This is a genomic window from uncultured Metabacillus sp. (assembly GCF_947503125.1).
Classification (GTDB): Bacteria; Bacillota; Bacilli; order Bacillales; family Bacillaceae; genus Metabacillus.
In genome coordinates this window covers 194,963-213,665 of record NZ_CANNCR010000001.1, presented here as the reverse complement: position 1 = coordinate 213,665, position 18,703 = coordinate 194,963, and the positions used below count along the sequence as shown (strand labels likewise).

Below are 18,703 nucleotides of genomic sequence, written 5' to 3'. Positions count from 1 at the left end.
TTATTTCTCTGGTCTTTGATAATTTAAAAGTCCTGCATTAATTTCTTCTAAAGCCTTCCCAACATATTTATATGATACAGGCTTTGCTATTTGCTGGTCACTTAGCTCCTGCATTTCCCGTGCACGTTTTGCCGCAACAGTTACAAGCGTATATTTAGAATCTAATTTATTCATTAAAACATCAATAGATGGATATAACATAATTATTCAACCTCCAGAATTTTTTTATAGCGCGGAGCAACACGTTCGCGACGACAATGCTCTGCTGTTACGATCGCTTTTATACGTTCGCAAGCTAATAAGACATTATCATTTTCTACAACATAATCATATGCATCCATCATGACAATTTCCTCTTTAGCTACTTTCATACGATTGTTGATTAACTCCTCAGATTCAGTTCCTCTTGTCACAATCCGATTTTTTAATTCATTTAAGCTGGGAGGGCTAAGGAAGATAAATAACCCTTCAGGAAATGCCTTTCGAACCTGCAGGGCACCTTGTACTTCTATTTCAAGAAACACATCTTTCCCTTCGCTCAATGTTTTCTCTACATAATCAACCGGTGTTCCGTAATAATTTCCAACGTATTCAGCCCATTCCAATAGTTTATTTTGGGCAATTAACTTCTCAAATTCTTCTCTCGTTTTAAAGAAATAATCAACCCCATCAACTTCTCCTTCACGGGGCTTTCTAGTTGTCATTGAGATGGAATATTCAAATTTAGTATCCTCTTGTGAAAATAATTCTTTTCTAACTGTTCCTTTTCCTACACCAGAAGGTCCTGACAGGACAATTAACAAGCCTCTTTCTTTTATCAAATTTCTACTCCCTACCCTTCATCTGATAGCTCATCTTTTGTAGATAGCCTTTGTGCAACTGTTTCCGGCTGTACCGCTGAAAGGATAATATGATCACTATCCATAATGACAACGGCTCTAGTACGGCGTCCATATGTTGCATCTATTAACATCCCTCTGTCCCTGGCATCTTGAATAATTCGTTTAATTGGAGCTGATTCAGGACTAACAATCGAAATGATACGGTTTGCCGAAACGATGTTTCCAAACCCGATATTGATTAGTTTAATGCTCATATGTATGCTCCCCCTAGTTTCAGGACAAAACTATTTTTGCCTTATTAGCCCATTTATAATCAAAGGTCTAATAACCTATTCTATATTTTGGACTTGTTCTTTTATTTTTTCAATAATACTTTTTAATTCGACAACATCTTTTGCAATTTTTCCATCATTTGCTTTGGAACCGATTGTGTTTGCTTCTCTATTCAGCTCCTGAACAAGAAAATCAAGCTTTCTGCCAATCGGACCGTCTGCTTGTAATGATTCTTGAAACTGATGGATATGGCTATGTATTCTAGTTAATTCCTCACTTATATCCGCTTTATCAGCAAAAAGAGCTACCTCTGTTAAAATTCGATTCTCATCAATCTTTCCAGAGACAAACTCTGTTACGCGTTTTTCAATTCGTTCCCGGTATTGATCAACAACTTTTGGAGCCAATTTTTCAAGATTCACCACGATTTCTGACATTGCCGCAAGCCGATTTTTTACATCAATCGCAAGCTGCTGCCCCTCAATTTGTCTCATATCTGTTAACTGTTTAACAGCAGCCTCAACAGTTTGTAAAAGCACGGTTTCAATTTTTTCACTTATCGTTGCTTCGTCTCGAATGTCTATTCCCTCACCAAGTGAGAGAATCTGACTTAAGGTAATTTCATCATGAAAAGAAAATCGTTCCTTCAATTGCTGCAATGACTGAACATATTGCGTTAGTAAGTTCCAGTCAATTTGAATAGACCGCTGTGCAAGAGATTCGCCTTCAAAGTTGATGTAAACTTCAACTCTTCCTCTATTCACAGATTTGGAGATAAGCTTTTTTATCCTATCCTCCATACTCATGAACTGTTTCGGCATTTTTAGATTAATATCTAAAAAACGATGGTTAACTGACTTGATTTCAACCGTAATAAGACTTGAATCGATTTCTTTGCTTGAATGGCCAAAACCAGTCATACTTACTACCATTATGTACCACATCACTTTCTATAAGAAAAGCGCCAGTGACTTTGATTATCCAAAACCACTAATAATCACCTATTAATAAAATATCATGTTTTTTAGTAAACAAGCAAAGGGGATGACTTTTCGGGTCACCCCCTTTAGGATTATATCATACTCTATGCCGATTTTCTTGTTAAAAGTGATCCAGCAAGCAAAAAAGTTGGGATAGCAGATAATCCTAAAACTAATAACCAATCTCTTGTCATAATCGGTAATGTATGGAAGATTGGTTGCAACGGTGGATAATAGATTACAACAAGCATTAGGAGAATCGAAGAAATAACCGCTCCGATTAAATACATATTTTCAAAGGGATTTCGTTCAAAGATTGATTTTTCACTTCGACAGTCGAATACATGGATCAGCTGGGCCATAACAAGAGTTGCGAAGGCAATGGTTTGAGCATAGGCAAGCTCATTTGGATTACGGTAATACACGATCATAAAAGCAGCTAATGTTGCGATACCAATTAAAAATCCGCGCGATACTACTTTCCAGCCAAGACCTCTTGCAAATACCCCTTCTTTTGGATGACGCGGTTTTCGTTTCATTAAGTCGCCCTCTGGTTGATCTAAACCAAGAGCCATTGCTGGAAGGCCGTCTGTCACTAAATTCACCCAAAGAATTTGAATAGGAACAAGAGGTAAGGGTAAAGCAAGGATCATAGCAAATAACATGACAAGAATTTCTCCAACATTGGAAGCTAACAAGTAACGAATAAATTTCCTAATATTTTCGTAAATATTTCTGCCTTCTTTAATTGCTGATTTAATGGTTGCAAAATTATCATCAACTAAGACAAGCGAGGATGCTTCTTTTGCAACATCCGTCCCTGTTATCCCCATTGAAATCCCGATGTCGGCTGCTTTAATCGCAGGTGCATCATTGACACCATCACCTGTCATTGCGACAATATGACCTCTATTTTGCAGCGCTTTGACGATTTTCAGCTTATGCTCAGGTGAAACCCGTGCAAATACATAGACATCATCAACAACTTCCTCAAGCTCTTCAACAGATAGCGCTGATAAATCCTTTCCTTCCATTACCCTGCCGTTTGTAGGAAGAATATTTAATTGTTTTGCAATGGCTTTTGCAGTAATAACATGATCGCCAGTAATCATAACCGTCTTAATTCCTGCATCCCGACATTCCTTTACTGCTTGTTTTACTTCGGGACGCGGCGGATCAATCATTCCTTGTAAACCAATGAAGACCAAATCTTTTTCTGCTTCAAAACTTGTATTTATTTTGTCAGCTGCTTGTAATGGTTTGAAAGCAATGGCAATGGTACGTAAAGCTTGAGAAGCAAGAGCCTCAATGGCTGTTTTTACCTTTGCCTCGTAATCCCGATTTAGTCTCTCTTGTTTTTCATTCCATAAGATGTCCTTCGATAGCCCAAGAAGAACATCAGGTGCTCCCTTTGTTACGACAAATCGCTTTCCTGCTTTATCTTTAATAATTACACTCATCATTTTTCGAGCTGAATCAAATGGAAATTCCTCAATTACTTCAAAATTTCGCATCAATATTTCCTTATAAAGTCCGGCCTTCATTGCAGCTACTAATAGAGCCCCTTCTGTAGGATCACCATCTAAACGATAATCTCCTTCTTTCTCAATGATGGACGCACTATTACACAGAGCACCAAATGTCAAGATTTGCTGCAAGGTTTTTGTTTTAGCTACATCCACTGCTCGGTCATGATAGAGGAACTCTCCATGCGGATGATAGCCAGTACCACTTACATTCCATTGTCTTTCTCCAGACCAAACATGTGTAACCGTCATTTTATTTTGTGTCATCGTTCCTGTTTTATCAGAACAAATAACAGACGCACAGCCCAATGTTTCTACAGCTGGCAATTTTCGTACTATTGATTTTTGCTTAATCATTCGCTGAACACCAAGTGAAAGGGCGACTGTTACAATCGCTGGCAAACCTTCAGGAATCGCTGCGACAGCTAAAGATACCCCAGCTAAAAACATATTGTAAAGATCATGCCCCTGAAGTACACCAATGCCTACAACAAGGACAGTTAAGAAAAGAGCAACAACAATTAAGATTTTTCCTAATTGTTCTAAGCGGCGCTGCAAAGGTGTTTCCATTGTTTCAGCATTTTGCAGAAGATCGGCTATTTGGCCCATAGCCGTATTCATCCCTGTACCTACAACAATTCCTACTCCGGATCCTCTTGTGACAAGAGTCCCCATAAAGACCATGTTTGTTAAGTCACCAATCCCGACTTCCTTGCCGGCAATGGGCTGAGTTGATTTTTGGACAGGAAGGGACTCACCTGTCAGAGCGGATTCCTCTACCTCCAAGCTTTTCGCTTCGATTAAGCGCATATCCGCACCGATTCTGTCACCGCTTGTAAATTTTACAACATCACCAGGAACAAGTTCCTTAGAGAGAATTCTCATCCACTCTCCGTCTCTTAAGGCCATTACCTGGGGTGCGGAAAGCTCTTTTAAGGCTTCAAGCGACCTTTCCGCCTTTCTTTCTTGAAAAAAACCTAGTACGCCATTGACAATGACAATAGCAATGATTGCAATTGCATCAATGTATTCTCCTAATAACCCGGAGATTAGTGTTGCTGCTAATAATACTAAAACCATAAAATCCTTAAATTGACTTAAAAATACGATAATAGCCGAAGGGCGGTCAGCCTCTTTTAATTCATTGTAACCAAATTTCTGTTCTCTTTTTTGAACCTCCTTACTAGTGAGTCCTAAATCACTATCCGTATCAATTGAATTCATTACCTCTTCTGATCTCATTTCATGCCACTTCATGAATCCTCTACACACCCCTTAAACAAAAAAATTTTGCCTTTGATATACCGCATTATTACGCTATAAGTCTTGCTCTAATGGTTTTAGCATTTTGAGATGCCATGGCAGCTTTAGAGTTCAGTCGCTCTTTTACCGCTATAACACAACTTATTCAGACTCGTCCAAAAACATGCTATAATTAAAAACATAAAATTTTGTTAGATACACGCTCATTCGTATTCGAACGATGCACGTTGTCAGAAGGAGTTTATACTATGTCATTCGATGGGTTATTTACATATGCCGTAACGAAAGAATTAAAGGAAGCACTTATTAATGGAAAAGTGACAAAAATTCATCAGCCCTATAAATATGACCTCATCTTTCAAGTTAGGGCAGGAGGAAAAAATCATCGTTTGTTTCTTTCCGCCCATCCCAGCTATGCAAGAATTCATTTAACAAATGAGAGCTATGAAAATCCTAGTGAGCCCCCGATGTTCTGTATGCTTTTGCGAAAGCATCTAGAAGGCGGGGTGATCGAAAATATAGAGCAGCTTGAAATGGAAAGAATCATTATGATCGATATAAAAAGTCGCAATGAGCTTGGAGATTTGACAGAAAAGCGGATAATGGTTGAAATAATGGGGAGACATAGCAATATTGTTCTCATTGATAAAGAACGGAATATGATCTTAGATAGTGTGAAGCATATCTCTCCTGCTGTTAATCGACATCGAACGGTGTTACCAGGTAATGAGTACGTATTACCGCCGAGTCAGGGAAAATTAAATCCATTTAACGCAGATGAAGAAATCGTATTGAAAAAGCTAGACTTTAATTCCGGTAAAATTGATAGTCAGATTGTACAGCAGTTTGCTGGTATCTCTCCTTTATTTGCAAAGGAAGTGATTTATCGGGCGGGGTTGGTCAATCGTACAACCATCCCGAAAGTATTCTTATCGATGGTAGAAGAACTTAGAAAACATCAAATTCAACCTCAGATTTTTTACCAACTAAATCGCGAACTATTCTATATCATAGATCTTTCACATTTGGAATCCAATGAGAGCAAATTGTTCCCGACAATTTCAGAATTACTGGATCGCTATTATTATGGGAAGGCGGAACGGGATCGTGTAAAGCAGCAAGGAAACGATTTAGAACGATTTATTGTGAATGAAAAGAAAAAAAATGAAAATAAAATCAAGAAATTACAAACTACTCTTGACCAAGCGGAAAAAGCAAATCAATTTCGAGTTTATGGTGAACTATTAACAGCAAATTTATATGCCCTGAAAAAGGGAGATAAAACGGCTGAAGTAATCAATTATTATGATGAAAACAGCCCAACAATTACGATTCCGTTAGACGTTCAAAAAACACCATCAGAAAATGCTCAAAAGTATTTCTCAAAATACCAAAAAGCAAAAAATTCTGTTGAAGTTGTTCAAGAGCAAATAAAAATTGCCCGCAACGAAATCGAATATTTCGAAAGGTTAATTCAGCAAATTGAGTCCGCTTCACCAAAGGATTTAGAAGAAATTCGTGAAGAATTAATGGAAGGAGGTTATGTAAAACAAAGGCAATCGCGAAATCCTAAAAAGAAAAAATCGCTAAAGCCGAGTTTGGAGCTTTATCTTTCAAGTGATGGAACTGAAATTTTAGTTGGTAAAAACAATAAGCAAAATGAATACTTAACAAACAAATTAGCTGCACGGGATGATATTTGGTTCCATACAAAAGACATTCCGGGCTCACATGTTGTCATTCGAAGTAAATATCCAACAGATGAAACGATTTTGGAAGCTGCGAACCTAGCTGCCTATTTTAGTAAAGCGAAAAATTCAAGCTCAGTCCCAGTTGATTATACAGCCATCAGATACGTCAAAAAGCCTAGTGGTGCAAAGCCGGGATATGTGATATATGAAAATCAGCAAACAGTATATGTGACACCTGATGAGGATTTAGTATTCCGATTACGAAAAGGATAACTCTTATTTCCAAAGTCATTCCAAAGGTCAGACGTAAAGAAAAAAGCAACTGCTACTCATCCAGTTGCTTTTTTCTTTATCTATTCATATTTATATGCAGGAATATCAAATACGAGTTTATACGAATCTATCAACTTATATAAATTGTAAATTTGATTAACTTGCTTTGCTGCCCAGCTAATGTCTGTGGCATATTGGTTGGAGGCATACCCATATATTATACTGGAGCTTGGATTCCAGCGCATTTTATAAAGAGTATCCTGTCCTTTATTTATATAGCCATTTGCGATAAACTTTGCGCCTCCAATGATTGCTGCCTCTTTTGTAAACCAGCCGGCTTGATAGGCATATTGTGCCCCGCTGCTAATGGCTGAACCATCATATGCGCCGATTCCATACATGTTATAAACAGTTTTACCATTAACTTTTACACCTTTTGAAAGCTGGGAAGTTCCATTCCCTGTTTCTAATAAGGCATGTGAAATCAAATAGATTTCATTTACATGATAGGTTTCGCCTGCAGTAATAAAAGCAGAAGCTAATCCTTCCAAACTTCCTTTGCCGGCAAGTATTCGTTCATTCACTTCAGAAGCAACTAGATTAGCAGGTACTGATAGTTTAAGAAATTGCAAAGAGTCAACAGTAGAACTTAAAAAATTATTAGGGTTTAAATAATAGTGAACATCTTCTGGGCTTGCATTCACCCATGTTTTGTTATAGTCAACTTGGTACCAGTCATAGCCATCCGTGCCCTTAACCTTTGAAATGATGTTCAATCGATCCCCGCCATTTACTTTTCCAACTACCCAAAATGATGTTCCAGCTCCGCCTCTTACATTCCAAGAAGATCCCTTTACTTTAGCGGTTGTAGAATTGATCAGTGTTAATGCATCTTCTCTTATATATGTATTGTATTTTTTATCTGTTTGGGGATTAGCAGCCATTTGAGCTAAGGTCAAATCACTTAACGTTATATCATACTGTTCAGATATTTTTTCTACCTCTTCATTGGATGTATTTGGCTGATATGGTTTAGTTGTCGACAAATATTGTAAGCTTACATAACCAGTCTTCCCGTTTGCAGAAACCCTTGCCCAATTATTTTCTTCCGAATACACGGTTACTACTGTACCTCTAGCAAGTTTTGTGATAATGGAAGAGTTGGTAGATGCTGCTGATCGCATATTCAATGAGGAGCCGAACATAACATTGACATATTTTTCACTCACTTTGTCTTGCGTGTTTTCATGCAGATCAGAACTGCTTTCTTCTTGTTTTTCACCTTCTTTATTTGATGAAAGGTATTGCGAACTTACATACCCGATCTTTCCGTATGCTTTAATCTTTGACCAACCATTTGCTTCAGAAAATACAGTGACTTCTAACCCTCGTGGAAGCTTCACCATAATAGATGAATTAGTAGATGCACGATTGCGCATATTTAAACTTGAACCAAGTTCTACTTTGACATATTTTGTTTCTGTTGTTTGTTCCTGATCAATAGCCTTATTCTCACTAGATTTTTTTGGTGTAAGATATTGTGAACTTACATATCCTTCTATATTTCCGGCTTTTATTTTAGACCAGCCTGCTTGTTTTGCAGAAACAAGCACCTCAGTCCCCTTTTTTAATTTACTAATCACTGTCGCACTAGTTGCTGGTGATTTCCTTACATTTAAATTTGAATTTACACTTACATCGACATACATCGTTTCATAGTTTGTTTGTTGTTGAGCATTTTCGGGTTCGTTTGGATTTAAGGAAGATAGGTACTGACTGCTCACATAGCCTGTTTGACCAAATGCTTCCACCTTTGACCAGCCCTTATTTTCCTCCAGCACCTTAACTTCCTTTCCTTTAGCAAGCTTAATAATAATGGAAGCATTTAAAGAAGGGGCTTTTCGCATATTTAGCGCCCCGCTTTTTACATTAACATATTTTGAAATAGTCTTTGATGTTTCTGTCTTAACCGGGTTTGCTTCTGAATTTTTCGATGTCAAATAACGGGAGCTTACATACCCTTCCTTTCCTGCTGCCTTGACCTTTGACCAGCCGTTTGCTTCTGAGTAGACTGTTACGTCCATTCCCTTTTTTAATGATGTAATCACTTGGGAGCTTGTTGATGGATTACTGCGTAAATTTAGTGAGCCGCTTTTTACGTTAACATATTTTGAAATGGTTTTTGATGTTTCTGTCTTAACCGGGTTTGCTTCTGAATTTTTCGATGTCAAGTAACGGGAGCTTACATACCCTTCCTTTCCTGCTGCCTTGACCTTTGACCAGCCGTTTGCTTCTGAGTAGACTGTTACTTCCATTCCCTTTTTCAATGATGTAATCACTTGAGAGCTTGTAGACGGATTACTGCGTAAATTTAGCGAGCTGCTTTTTACATTGACATATTTTTTTGTGATCTTGGCTGATTCAGTTTTAGCTGGGCTCACACTTTGATTTCCCAATGATAAATAACTTGATCTTACATACCCTTCTTTTCCTGCTGCCTTGACTTTTGACCAGCCATTTGCTTCTGAATAGACCGTTACTTCTGTTCCCTTGATTAAAGTTGCCAGAACAGTTGCATTTGTTGATGGTGTTTCTCTTAAGTTGAGAAAGCCACTTTTAATATTTACATATTTAGTTTCAGAATGAAGCGCATTTTCGCCGGAATTTTTCTGATCAGCAAATACCGTTTCTTCAAAGGCGACTGTAGACAAAACCGCAACACAAACAGTAGGTAATAGTACCTTATTCATACTTCCTCCTTACTACTTATCATTTACTAATATATGTATCTTGAACACTAGTAATCTTTCATAAAAGTGCCCAAAATTAGTTTAGCACAATTTGCCAATGATTATAGCGAACTATGTCTAAAATAGGTAAAAATACCTATAAATTTTCTTGAAACTTTTAAAAACTAGTTTACTAATTTTCAATTATGTCTAGCTGTTTCAAAACGCCTAAAAATCAACAGTCATTATTTACAAGGGCAAAAAAATGGATGAACTTCTAAAAGTTCATCCATTGTTCCTACCTATTTTGTTTATGATTTTTACGTAATTCATACATTTTATCTAATTCATTTATGAAGCGATCATCAAATTGCTCTGATAGCTGTTCACAAATTTGTTTTGCCAGCTTTGGGCTTGCCCCATTCGTAGATACAGACAGAGTTAATCTGCCTTTTTTTACCGATTCCGGAACAATTACATTTCCTTTTTCAGCTTTGCTAACGACATTTACAAGTTGATTTACCCCAGCTTGTTCAGCGATCCATTCATTAATTGACGGATCATTGGTTGCGGCAATAATCAAAAATACCTGCTCTAAATCTGCTTGTTCGATCTCTTTTTTGATCCAGTGCAGTTTGTTCTGTCTGGCGTACTCCTCTATTTCAGGGATTACTTCAGGACTAATCAAGGTAATGTTAGCACCTTCATGTAAAAAAAGTAAAAGTCTTCGAAAAGCAATTTTGCCTCCGCCAACGATAAGAATCTGCTTTCCCTTGACATCAATGTGAAGTGGAATCATAGCATTATTCCTTCATCAAAATTGAATTCGCCATTTTTATTAACAATCGCTTCATTTATACGTTCTAAAAAAAGTTCCAGCAGTACTGGGTGCGGTCCAAGATATGAACAAATCTCGATGCTGCGTTCTTTCCAATCATACTTTTTAATCTTTTGGTCAATTTCCCTTTTTAATAATCCTGTAAAAATCAAATAAGGAATAACAAAAATTGACTGTTCATTTGTATGATAAATATCTTCTATCATTTGGTCAAAGCTCGGTTCAGCAGCCGTTAGAAAGCAAGTAAAAACATCTTTTACAGTTGTTTGATGATTAAGCAGCATTGAAATTTGATTTAAATCCCGAACAACATCCATATCACTGCTTCCTCTTCCTACGAGTACCGCAACCGAAGATGCTTTAATATCAGCCTTTTCCGTCATTTTGTCGACTAACATATTTGCCAGTCTTCCATCGACACCGATTGGCCTTCCATACGTTACAGAAACATCAGGATACTTAGTCTTCACATGTTTTATCTCTTCTGGAATGTCCAATTTAGCATGAGCAGCTGTTAATAAAAGCAATGGAATAACCGCAATATGAGTTGCTCCTTTTTCAACACATGTTGTAAATCCAACCTCAATTGAAGGTTCAGCTAATTCCAAAAAACATACTTCCTGAATATCCGCCTCTACCTGCGGTTTTACCTTTTCAATAAATTGCATCGCCTCTTCACGAGCTTTTGGTACACGACTACCATGACAAACATATAATACAGCTTGTTTCATAACAATAGTGCCTCGATTCGAGTAATTTTTATTAACATATCCTCATACCATCTAAGTTTATCCCATAAACCGACAACTTTACCAACGATTATAATACTTGGATCAGTAAAATAATGCTTTGCAGGGTAATTGATTGATTCAAAGGGGATCTTATGAATGGCTAAGGCTTCAGCTTTTCCTATACCGCGACCAAATACAAATTGATCTCCAACTACATTAACCTTAGCCATCCTGTCTCCCCCTTTCTTTTTTCATCTAGTATATCATGTTCCAATTAAAGCTTGGCAGGCTTGTTTAATTAAACGGCCCATATTAGGAAAGGTTTTGGTTAATTAATCTCTTTTCAAAAAGAAAATCTACAATTTGTTTAACAGATTCCTCAACAGTCTGTTTTTCTGTATCTACAATAATAGCAGGATTTTCAGGTTCCTCATATGGTGAATCAATACCTGTGAAGTGTTTAATTTCATTGTTTCTAGCTTTTTTATATAAACCTTTCGGATCACGAATTTCACATTCATCTAATGAGCATTTCACATACACTTCAAAAAATTCATTTTCATCAAGAATGTCTCTAACTTGTTGTCTATCCTCGCGGAACGGAGAAATAAAGGCAGTTAATACGATCTGACCGCTATCAACAAATAACTTTGACACTTCACCAATACGGCGAATGTTTTCTTTACGATCCTCATCTGTAAAGCCCAAATCTTTATTTAACCCATGTCTGATATTATCCCCATCAAGAACATAGGTTTGAATGTTTTCATTAAATAAATGTCTTGCAAGTGCGTTAGCTAATGTTGATTTCCCTGATCCTGAAAGACCTGTAAACCATAGTACATAGCTTTGATAATTATTTTTCTTTCTTCTTTCTTCTTTTGTGACAGATGCATCATGCCACACGACGTTTTTCGATGCCATCCTAGGTGACCTCCTATGAATTTACAGTTTCTTTCATACCTTTAATTAACACTTCAACAACTTCTTTACGGCTAAATGTGCTTGGAGGAAGTTCCCCGTTGCGAAGCATCTCACGAACTTTTGTACCTGATAAAATCACGCGATCTTCTTTACCATGCGGACATGTTTTTGAAGATGCCATTGCCTCACATTTCGTGCAATAGAAGCTGTGCTCAAAGAATAAAGGTGTAATCCCTAATTCATCAGCTGTAAAATTAGAGAATATTTTTTGTGCATCGTACGTACCATAATAATCACCAACACCAGCATGGTCTCTTCCAACAATGAAATGTGTGCAGCCATAGTTTTTGCGAACCATTGCGTGGAAAATGGCTTCACGAGGTCCAGCATAGCGCATTGCAGCAGGGAAAACTGCTAAGCGAACACGGTCTTGCGGATAATAGTTTTTCAATAATACTTGATAGCTTTCCATACGGATATGTGCTGGAATATCATCCGATTTTGTTTCCCCAACTAATGGATTTAGGAATAGTCCATCAACTGTTTCTAAAGCCGTTTTTTGGATGTATTCATGTGCACGGTGTACCGGATTACGAGTTTGGAAACCAACGATTGTTTTCCAGTTTAATTCCGCAAACATTGCTCTTGTTTCATTCGGATCAAAATAAAATTCCGCAAATTTCTTTTCTGGACGCTTAACAAGCGTAATTTCGCCACCAACATATACATTGCCGCGTTCAAACATTTTTCTCACACCTGGGTGAGCCAGTTCATCTGTACGATAAACATTGATAGCCTCTTTTTGTTTATCAGGAGTATAAATGTCTGCAATTTTAATTGTGCCATATGTTACATTACCTGCTACAAGTCGTACTTCTTCACCGATTTCAAGCGACTCAGCTTTTTCTTCAGAAACTGGTAACGTAATTGGAATACTCCATACATACCCATTTTTTAGTTTCATGTTTTCAACAACAGATTCATAATCCTCTTGCGTTAAAAAGCCTTCAATTGGGCTGTATGCACCTATCGCGATTAACTCTAAGTCACTTAAAGAAGTCGCATCAAGTTCAATTTCCTTCTTGATGTGCGATACATCTGCTCCTAAAGATTGTTTTTGAATTAATGTTCCTCCGTGTGGAAGTAAGCTCATTTTCATGTCCTCCAATTCTATAATTGAAACTTTTATAGGGATTAAATCCCTCCACCTTCTTCATGCACTGTACGCCGTTCTTGTTTGCTTGCTTTCATTAAGCTTAATGCACCAATTGTTGCAAGCAAGAGACTGCCTAACACAAAGATTGTATATAAATCACTTTCAATAAATAACTTCACTAGGAAATAAGACATTGTTAGTGATATAAGTGGCGAAATCAACCATACCATTAACATGTTTTTCACAATTTTTTGCTGAAACACATTTGTACCCGATTTTGCGATGCCTATTCCCAAAATCGAGGAGGTTGTAATCTGAGTTAGCGGGACAGGCATGCCAAAAATTGAAGCAATAATTACCAATGTGGCGCCAGTTCCAGAAATTAATATCCCCTCAATTTTTGTAAAGCTCGTAATTTTCTTTCCATTTGTTTCAAGCACTCTTTTTCCTAAAATAAGTGCACCTAGCGCAACGAATATACCGCCAATCAATGTCCCCTTTGAAACAGAAAGAATTTGTGCACTGACTAATGGTCCAACTGCATTCGCTACATTATTCATACCAGCTGAAAAAGCTTCAAAGAAACCTGCCATGATTAGAAGATACGTAATAATCTTCCCTTGAAACGAAAATTTAGCCTCTAAATGAAAATAATGTAACACCTTAATAAAGATATATGCAATTAAAAACGCAATGATTGGAATAATGACCCAAAATAAGACAATCCATAGCAGATTGTTTACAAATAATACTCGATAAGCAATACCTACACCAACAACTGCCCCAACTGTGACCTCACTAGTAGAAAGTGGGATTCCTAATATATTAGCTAAAAACAGTGAAAAGGTAGCGGAAAAAAGAATGATGACAACAATTTTTATTGTGATAAGTGATGTTGGTATAATTCCTGAACTTATCGTTTTAACAACCTCTCCCCCGCCAATAACAGCACCCAAGATAACACCTATCCCACATAGGATCAGCGCGTTCCTTGGACGTAAAATCGCACCAGAACCATATGCAATTCCCATTGATGCAGCAGCACCGCTTGCACCAATGTTCATTGCAAAAAAGAGGCTGATAACGATAGCAATGATCTCTAACATCGTTTATAACCCCCTACTGATGGAGGCCGCATTCTGTTTTCATTTGCCCAGTCCATCTGCCAGATCTTAAATCATTTTCATCAAAAGCAGGCTTTGTGCAATGAAAACAACCGATGCTTGGATATCCCCTGTCATGTAATGGATTATAGATTAAATCGTTTTTATGAACGTATCTCCATACATCCTTCCACGTCCAATGAATAAGCGGGCAAACCTTTACTGAATGGAAGCGTTCATCCTTGTTAATAAAATTAACATGTTTTCTTGTTTCTGATTGTTCACGTCTAAGACCAGAAATCCATGCTGTTGCTCCTTGTAATGTCCCATTTAAAGGGATAATTTTACGGATATTGCAGCATTTATTCGGATCTGTTTCCCAAAGCTTATCACCAAATTCTTGAGCTTGTTCTTCTAATGTAAGCTTTGGCTTTTTTAATTCAATATTAAGGAGGGGATACTTTTCCTTTACCTTATCAATTAGCTCATATGTTTCCTTAAAATGAACATCTGTATCTAAAAAAACAATTTTCGCATCCGGTTTTACTTTAGAAATTAAATCGATTAAAACAATTCCTTCAATACCAAAACTGCAAGCATAAATAATTTCTTCTCCATAGTGGTCATATGCCCAATTTAAAACATTTAGTGCACCTTTATAGGTGTCGTCAACTTCAAAATTCTCGTTGCTTACTTCAACCCAATTCTCATAAGTTAGCATATTATTCACCTCTTTCTTTGTAACTAAATACTTCAGTTTCAAAACCCTTTATTCACACATTAATAGTCGGAATTAAATTCGAAGACCAACCAATATAGTATGAATTATACACGAAATTTTTATTATGACAATCATTAAGTATTGCCAATCATCGGCTATTTTTCCTTTGAACTCTCCTTACTATATAAATCTAGTTTTTAAAAAGCCTCCCGAGCAGAAGACTTTTAAGGACGATCTACACTTATCCTCCCAAATTCGTATAGATTTGGCTGGAATTAGCACCTTGCTCTTACAGCAGGTTGCCGGGCTTCAAAGGGCCAGATCCCTTCACCACTCTTGATAAGAACTATGCTATTGATTCAAAATTTTAACACAATTCTTGCAAAAGTCAACCCGACTTTTTCCATCGGATTAATTAATTCATATTTTTTTATCATTCCCTCAAATTCCTTAACAATTTAGACAAATTTAACTTCTCTTGTTTACTCATGAAAGTATAGGTTATATATATACAAAAAACAAAAAAGCGTACTTTGTTCATTACTATTTTTTGCCTGAATCTTAACCAATCTGAGAATATTTAATGTTCTTCAAAAAAGTTATCTCCAACCAAAAGAAGCAGGGTTTGATAAACTACCCTGCTTCTTTAAAATATTAATGATGGAGATCCTTTCCTTTAAGTTGGGTTATGATGCTATATGAGATTGTCTCCCATATTGACTCATCATTTAAATAAGCGTTTCTGAATTTGCTATACATCTCCATTTGTTTTTCTTTAAAATCCGGTGCATCATTTTCTGGCAATGCTCCTCTTTCTTGATCTACCAACTTTTGAATTTTTTGAGCTCTTGGTCCCCAAACTGCTTTTTCCTCACCGTTTTGATCAATAAATATATAGATAGGGATCGCTCTGGATGTTCCATTTGTTAAATATTGGTCCATCAACTCTAGATTTTGATCCCTTAGTAAAAAACGTACTTCCATATTTGAAGCTTCTGCTATTTTCATAAGGATTGGATTATTAACAAGTGCATCTCCGCACCAATCCTCAGTCAAGGCAATCACTTTAAGTTGTTTTCCTTGTAGCTTTTCTAAAAAAGCAAGATCGTCTTCATTTAACGTAAAGCGATCATAGATAGAAAGCATTTCTTCTTTATTGATTGTCATCTGATTCGAATATCGTTCAAAAGTAATCCCCTTTGAAAACCAGTCATGTAAATTTATGCTCACTTTTTCCACCCCATTAGTTATTATTTATTTCTTAAAAATAAAGCTATCAAATTTCGATTATAGAAGCCAGCAATAAGCTTGTTATTAGTTTGCAAAAAAAGAGACTAGTCAACTAAAGGGTATTCTAGCCTTTAGAGACAGTCTCTTACCAATAACACAGCTTAACAATTAATTTTGTAACCAAGCTTCTGAAGCAGGATTTTCTCTCCACATTTTTAGCTTGTTAAGGTCTTGTTCACCAACATAGCCTTCTTTAACAGCCACTTCAATTAGTGTTTCATAGTCACATAATGACTTTGCTTCGACATTTGCTTCAGCTAGGCGTTCTGAACCAACAGAGAGACCATAAGTAAAGATGGATACAATGCCAAGTACTTCACAGCCGGCAGCACGAAGCGCTTCAACTGCAGTAATTGCACTTCCCCCAGTTGAAATTAGATCCTCTACAACCACAACTTTTTGATTTTCCTTTACTTGTCCTTCTATTTGGTTACCTTTACCATGTCCCTTTGCCTTGCTACGCACATAACACATAGGCAGATTTAATAGATCGCTCACCCATGCTGCATGTGGAATGCCTGCAGTAGCCGTTCCTGCAATCACTTCTACCTCGGAAAAATGCTCGTTAATTAATCCTGTAAGTCCTTCAGCTATTTGTTTACGAATTTCAGGAAAGGATAGTGTGAGACGGTTATCACAGTAAATAGGCGATTTCATTCCGCTTGACCATGTAAATGGATCGTTTGGTTGGAGAAAGACCGCCTTGATTTCTAATAATTGTTTTGCAATTGTTTGTTTCATTATCCTATTCCTCCCATAATTTTTTAACGTTCAAATAAGCTTCATATGGATTTGGCTGCTTTGTTATACTTCTTCCAACAACGATGGCAGTAGAACCTAATCGACGCGCAAGATCTGGAGTTGCGATTCTTGTTTGATCATCTGCAGAATCCTCTTTCATACGAATTCCAGGTGTTACTGTCATGAAGGATCTGCCAAGTTTTTCATTAAGTATTTCGACCTCATGTGTTGAGCAAACAACACCATCTAGTCCGCTTTCTTTTGCCATTTTTGCATAATGAAGTACAATATTCTCTATGTTTTCATTTATTAACAATTCTTTATCGACCATCTCTTGTGATGTACTTGTTAGTTGTGTGACGGCAATACATGCAGGACGCTGTTTCCCTGCTGGTGTTCCAGCATCCAACCCTGCAATTGCCGCTTCCATCATCTTTTTTCCGCCTGCGGCATGGACATTAACTAGGTCAACATCAAGTTTTGCCAAGCCTTGCATCGCCTGTTTTACTGTATTTGGTATATCATGCAGCTTTAAATCCAAGAAAATATCATGTCCGCGTTGCTTTAAATATGAGATGATCTGGGGACCTTCCTGATAGAATAGCTCCATGCCTACTTTTACAAATAGCTTTTCATCATGAAAATGATTCAAAAACTCCTCGACCTCTGAACGGTCCTTGAAATCAAGTGCAATTATTAGCGGTCTTAAGCTCATGATTTCCAGCTCCTTCCGATACATTCTGTCACATGCTCAAAGCCTAGCTCTTTTAATCTATTAGGGAGCTGATTGATGATTTCCGGGCATACAAACGGGTTAACAAAGTTAGCCGTTCCAACAGCAACCGCGCTTGCACCAGCATATAAAAATTCAATGACATCATCTACAGTTTGAACACCGCCCATTCCGATAATTGGAATGTTGACAGCTTGACTTACTTCATAAACCATTCTAATCGCAACCGGCTTAATCGCTGGCCCTGACAAGCCCCCTGTTTTATTAGCAATAACAGGTCTACCTGTTTTTATATCTATTCTCATTCCGATCAGCGTATTGATCATTGTTAAACCGTCAGCACCGGCCTGTTCAATGGCTTTTGCCATATCAACGATGTTTGCCACATTAGGTGAAAGCTTAACATAGACAGGAACAGCTGAAACAGCTTTTACGGCTCTCGTTAACTCAGCAGCAACCTCCGGAATTGTACCGAACGCTATCCCCCCTGTTTTAACATTCGGGCAGGAAATATTTAATTCAAGAGCATGAACATTTTTTGACTGGCTGATTTTTTCAGCAACGTATACATAGTCATCAATTTGTGACCCAGCAACATTTGCAATAATCGGCAAATCAAATTGCTCAAGCCATACAAGCTCTTCCGAAACCACTTTTTCTACCCCGGGATTTTGAAGTCCGATGGCGTTTAACATACCTGCTTCTGTTTCCGCAACACGAGGTGTCGGATTCCCAAAGCGCGGTTCCTGAGTGCTTGCTTTAATCATAATAGACCCCAGTTGGCTTAAATCATAAAGCTTGCTATATTCTCTTCCAAAGCCGAAGCAGCCGGATGCTGGCATGATTGGATTCTTAAGGTTTAAACCAGGTAAGTTAACTTGCAACATGA

At 37.4% G+C, this 18,703-nt stretch carries 18 protein-coding genes and 1 riboswitch; of the genes, 1 reads left to right on the top strand and 17 read right to left on the bottom strand.

The genetic code is table 11. The features are described from left to right. The 5 genes from rpoZ to Q1B07_RS01020 all read right to left on the bottom strand — a co-directional run bounded on the left by rpoZ (position 1) and on the right by Q1B07_RS01020 (position 4,878). Positions 1 to 201, bottom strand: a complete 201-nt coding sequence (gene rpoZ, locus Q1B07_RS01040) for a DNA-directed RNA polymerase subunit omega (protein WP_046514597.1) — start codon at positions 199 to 201, stop codon at positions 1 to 3. A 2-nt stretch (positions 202 to 203) separates the two neighbouring features. Further along, positions 204 to 818 (bottom strand): guanylate kinase, encoded by a 615-nt coding sequence (gmk, locus tag Q1B07_RS01035; RefSeq protein WP_299087138.1) that lies wholly within the window; start codon positions 816 to 818, stop codon positions 204 to 206. A gap of 14 nt (positions 819 to 832) precedes the next feature. Beyond that, positions 833 to 1,096, bottom strand: a complete 264-nt coding sequence (remA, locus tag Q1B07_RS01030) for an extracellular matrix/biofilm regulator RemA (protein ID WP_072580098.1) — start codon at positions 1,094 to 1,096, stop codon at positions 833 to 835. Between the two features lie 75 nt (positions 1,097 to 1,171). Beyond that, positions 1,172 to 2,047 (bottom strand): YicC/YloC family endoribonuclease, encoded by an 876-nt coding sequence (locus Q1B07_RS01025; protein WP_299087032.1) that lies wholly within the window; start codon positions 2,045 to 2,047, stop codon positions 1,172 to 1,174. Between the two features lie 152 nt (positions 2,048 to 2,199). Continuing rightward, positions 2,200 to 4,878, bottom strand: a complete 2,679-nt coding sequence (locus tag Q1B07_RS01020; RefSeq protein WP_299087030.1) for a calcium-translocating P-type ATPase, SERCA-type — start codon at positions 4,876 to 4,878, stop codon at positions 2,200 to 2,202. Between the two features lie 254 nt (positions 4,879 to 5,132). Between Q1B07_RS01020 and Q1B07_RS01015 the strand changes: the two genes are divergently transcribed. Next, positions 5,133 to 6,848: an NFACT RNA binding domain-containing protein gene (locus tag Q1B07_RS01015; RefSeq protein ID WP_299087028.1), complete on the top strand. Its 1,716-nt coding sequence runs from the start codon at positions 5,133 to 5,135 to the stop codon at positions 6,846 to 6,848. Positions 6,849 to 6,928: 80 nt separating this feature from the next. Here Q1B07_RS01015 and Q1B07_RS01010 read toward each other — a convergent pair whose 3' ends face one another. From Q1B07_RS01010 to Q1B07_RS00955, 12 genes are all read right to left on the bottom strand, one after another. Continuing rightward, positions 6,929 to 9,598 carry an SH3 domain-containing protein gene (locus Q1B07_RS01010; protein WP_299087026.1) on the bottom strand — a complete coding sequence of 890 codons (2,670 nt, stop codon included), beginning with the start codon at positions 9,596 to 9,598 and terminating at the stop codon, positions 6,929 to 6,931. 277 nt (positions 9,599 to 9,875) lie between these two features. Next, positions 9,876 to 10,376, bottom strand: coding sequence for an NAD(P)-dependent oxidoreductase (locus Q1B07_RS01005; RefSeq protein WP_299831043.1), 501 nt, complete (start codon positions 10,374 to 10,376; stop codon positions 9,876 to 9,878). Beyond that, positions 10,373 to 11,146 (bottom strand): sirohydrochlorin chelatase, encoded by a 774-nt coding sequence (locus Q1B07_RS01000; protein ID WP_299087022.1) that lies wholly within the window; start codon positions 11,144 to 11,146, stop codon positions 10,373 to 10,375. Before Q1B07_RS01000 ends, Q1B07_RS01005 begins: the two co-directional genes overlap by 4 nt. Then, on the bottom strand, positions 11,143 to 11,376 hold the full coding sequence (locus Q1B07_RS00995; protein WP_299087020.1) for a hypothetical protein: 234 nt from the start codon (positions 11,374 to 11,376) through the stop codon (positions 11,143 to 11,145). Before Q1B07_RS00995 ends, Q1B07_RS01000 begins: the two co-directional genes overlap by 4 nt. Before the next feature lie 82 nt (positions 11,377 to 11,458). Beyond that, positions 11,459 to 12,070, bottom strand: a complete 612-nt coding sequence (cysC, locus tag Q1B07_RS00990; protein WP_299087018.1) for an adenylyl-sulfate kinase — start codon at positions 12,068 to 12,070, stop codon at positions 11,459 to 11,461. Positions 12,071 to 12,083: 13 nt separating this feature from the next. Beyond that, on the bottom strand, positions 12,084 to 13,223 hold the full coding sequence (gene sat, locus Q1B07_RS00985; protein ID WP_299087016.1) for a sulfate adenylyltransferase: 1,140 nt from the start codon (positions 13,221 to 13,223) through the stop codon (positions 12,084 to 12,086). A 41-nt stretch (positions 13,224 to 13,264) separates the two neighbouring features. Beyond that, positions 13,265 to 14,332 (bottom strand): inorganic phosphate transporter, encoded by a 1,068-nt coding sequence (locus Q1B07_RS00980; RefSeq protein ID WP_299087014.1) that lies wholly within the window; start codon positions 14,330 to 14,332, stop codon positions 13,265 to 13,267. A gap of 13 nt (positions 14,333 to 14,345) precedes the next feature. Further along, positions 14,346 to 15,050, bottom strand: coding sequence for a phosphoadenylyl-sulfate reductase (locus Q1B07_RS00975; RefSeq protein WP_299087012.1), 705 nt, complete (start codon positions 15,048 to 15,050; stop codon positions 14,346 to 14,348). Between the two features lie 238 nt (positions 15,051 to 15,288). After that, positions 15,289 to 15,396: riboswitch (SAM riboswitch) on the bottom strand. A 308-nt stretch (positions 15,397 to 15,704) separates the two neighbouring features. Continuing rightward, entirely contained in the window at positions 15,705 to 16,280 is a 576-nt protein-coding gene (locus Q1B07_RS00970; protein ID WP_366945105.1) for a thioredoxin family protein, read from the bottom strand. Positions 16,281 to 16,448: 168 nt separating this feature from the next. Continuing rightward, the gene (gene pyrE / locus Q1B07_RS00965; protein WP_299087010.1) at positions 16,449 to 17,081 is read right to left on the bottom strand and encodes an orotate phosphoribosyltransferase; all 633 of its coding nucleotides are present in this window, start codon (positions 17,079 to 17,081) and stop codon (positions 16,449 to 16,451) included. 4 nt (positions 17,082 to 17,085) lie between these two features. Further along, positions 17,086 to 17,796 (bottom strand): orotidine-5'-phosphate decarboxylase, encoded by a 711-nt coding sequence (gene pyrF / locus Q1B07_RS00960; RefSeq protein ID WP_299087008.1) that lies wholly within the window; start codon positions 17,794 to 17,796, stop codon positions 17,086 to 17,088. Continuing rightward, on the bottom strand, positions 17,793 to 18,701 hold the full coding sequence (locus Q1B07_RS00955; RefSeq protein ID WP_299087006.1) for a dihydroorotate dehydrogenase: 909 nt from the start codon (positions 18,699 to 18,701) through the stop codon (positions 17,793 to 17,795). The genes pyrF and Q1B07_RS00955 overlap by 4 nt, the downstream gene beginning before the upstream one ends. Positions 18,702 to 18,703 lie beyond the last annotated feature (2 nt).

What these genes read in the sequence shown, in the direction of transcription:
- rpoZ (WP_046514597.1), bottom strand. Translation starts at nt 201, where the DNA reads ATGTTATATCCATCTATTGATGTTTTAATGAATAAATTAGATTCTAAA.
- remA (WP_072580098.1), bottom strand. Translation starts at nt 1,096, where the DNA reads ATGAGCATTAAACTAATCAATATCGGGTTTGGAAACATCGTTTCGGCA.
- Q1B07_RS01025 (WP_299087032.1), bottom strand. Translation starts at nt 2,047, where the DNA reads ATGGTAGTAAGTATGACTGGTTTTGGCCATTCAAGCAAAGAAATCGAT.
- Q1B07_RS01020 (WP_299087030.1), bottom strand. Translation starts at nt 4,878, where the DNA reads ATGAAGTGGCATGAAATGAGATCAGAAGAGGTAATGAATTCAATTGAT.
- Q1B07_RS01015 (WP_299087028.1), top strand. Translation starts at nt 5,133, where the DNA reads ATGTCATTCGATGGGTTATTTACATATGCCGTAACGAAAGAATTAAAG.
- Q1B07_RS01010 (WP_299087026.1), bottom strand. Translation starts at nt 9,598, where the DNA reads ATGAATAAGGTACTATTACCTACTGTTTGTGTTGCGGTTTTGTCTACA.
- Q1B07_RS01005 (WP_299831043.1), bottom strand. Translation starts at nt 10,376, where the DNA reads ATGATTCCACTTCACATTGATGTCAAGGGAAAGCAGATTCTTATCGTT.
- Q1B07_RS01000 (WP_299087022.1), bottom strand. Translation starts at nt 11,146, where the DNA reads ATGAAACAAGCTGTATTATATGTTTGTCATGGTAGTCGTGTACCAAAA.
- Q1B07_RS00995 (WP_299087020.1), bottom strand. Translation starts at nt 11,376, where the DNA reads ATGGCTAAGGTTAATGTAGTTGGAGATCAATTTGTATTTGGTCGCGGT.
- cysC (WP_299087018.1), bottom strand. Translation starts at nt 12,070, where the DNA reads ATGGCATCGAAAAACGTCGTGTGGCATGATGCATCTGTCACAAAAGAA.
- sat (WP_299087016.1), bottom strand. Translation starts at nt 13,223, where the DNA reads ATGAGCTTACTTCCACACGGAGGAACATTAATTCAAAAACAATCTTTA.
- Q1B07_RS00980 (WP_299087014.1), bottom strand. Translation starts at nt 14,332, where the DNA reads ATGTTAGAGATCATTGCTATCGTTATCAGCCTCTTTTTTGCAATGAAC.
- Q1B07_RS00975 (WP_299087012.1), bottom strand. Translation starts at nt 15,050, where the DNA reads ATGCTAACTTATGAGAATTGGGTTGAAGTAAGCAACGAGAATTTTGAA.
- pyrE (WP_299087010.1), bottom strand. Translation starts at nt 17,081, where the DNA reads ATGAAACAAACAATTGCAAAACAATTATTAGAAATCAAGGCGGTCTTT.
- pyrF (WP_299087008.1), bottom strand. Translation starts at nt 17,796, where the DNA reads ATGAGCTTAAGACCGCTAATAATTGCACTTGATTTCAAGGACCGTTCA.
- Q1B07_RS00955 (WP_299087006.1), bottom strand. Translation starts at nt 18,701, where the DNA reads ATGTTGCAAGTTAACTTACCTGGTTTAAACCTTAAGAATCCAATCATG.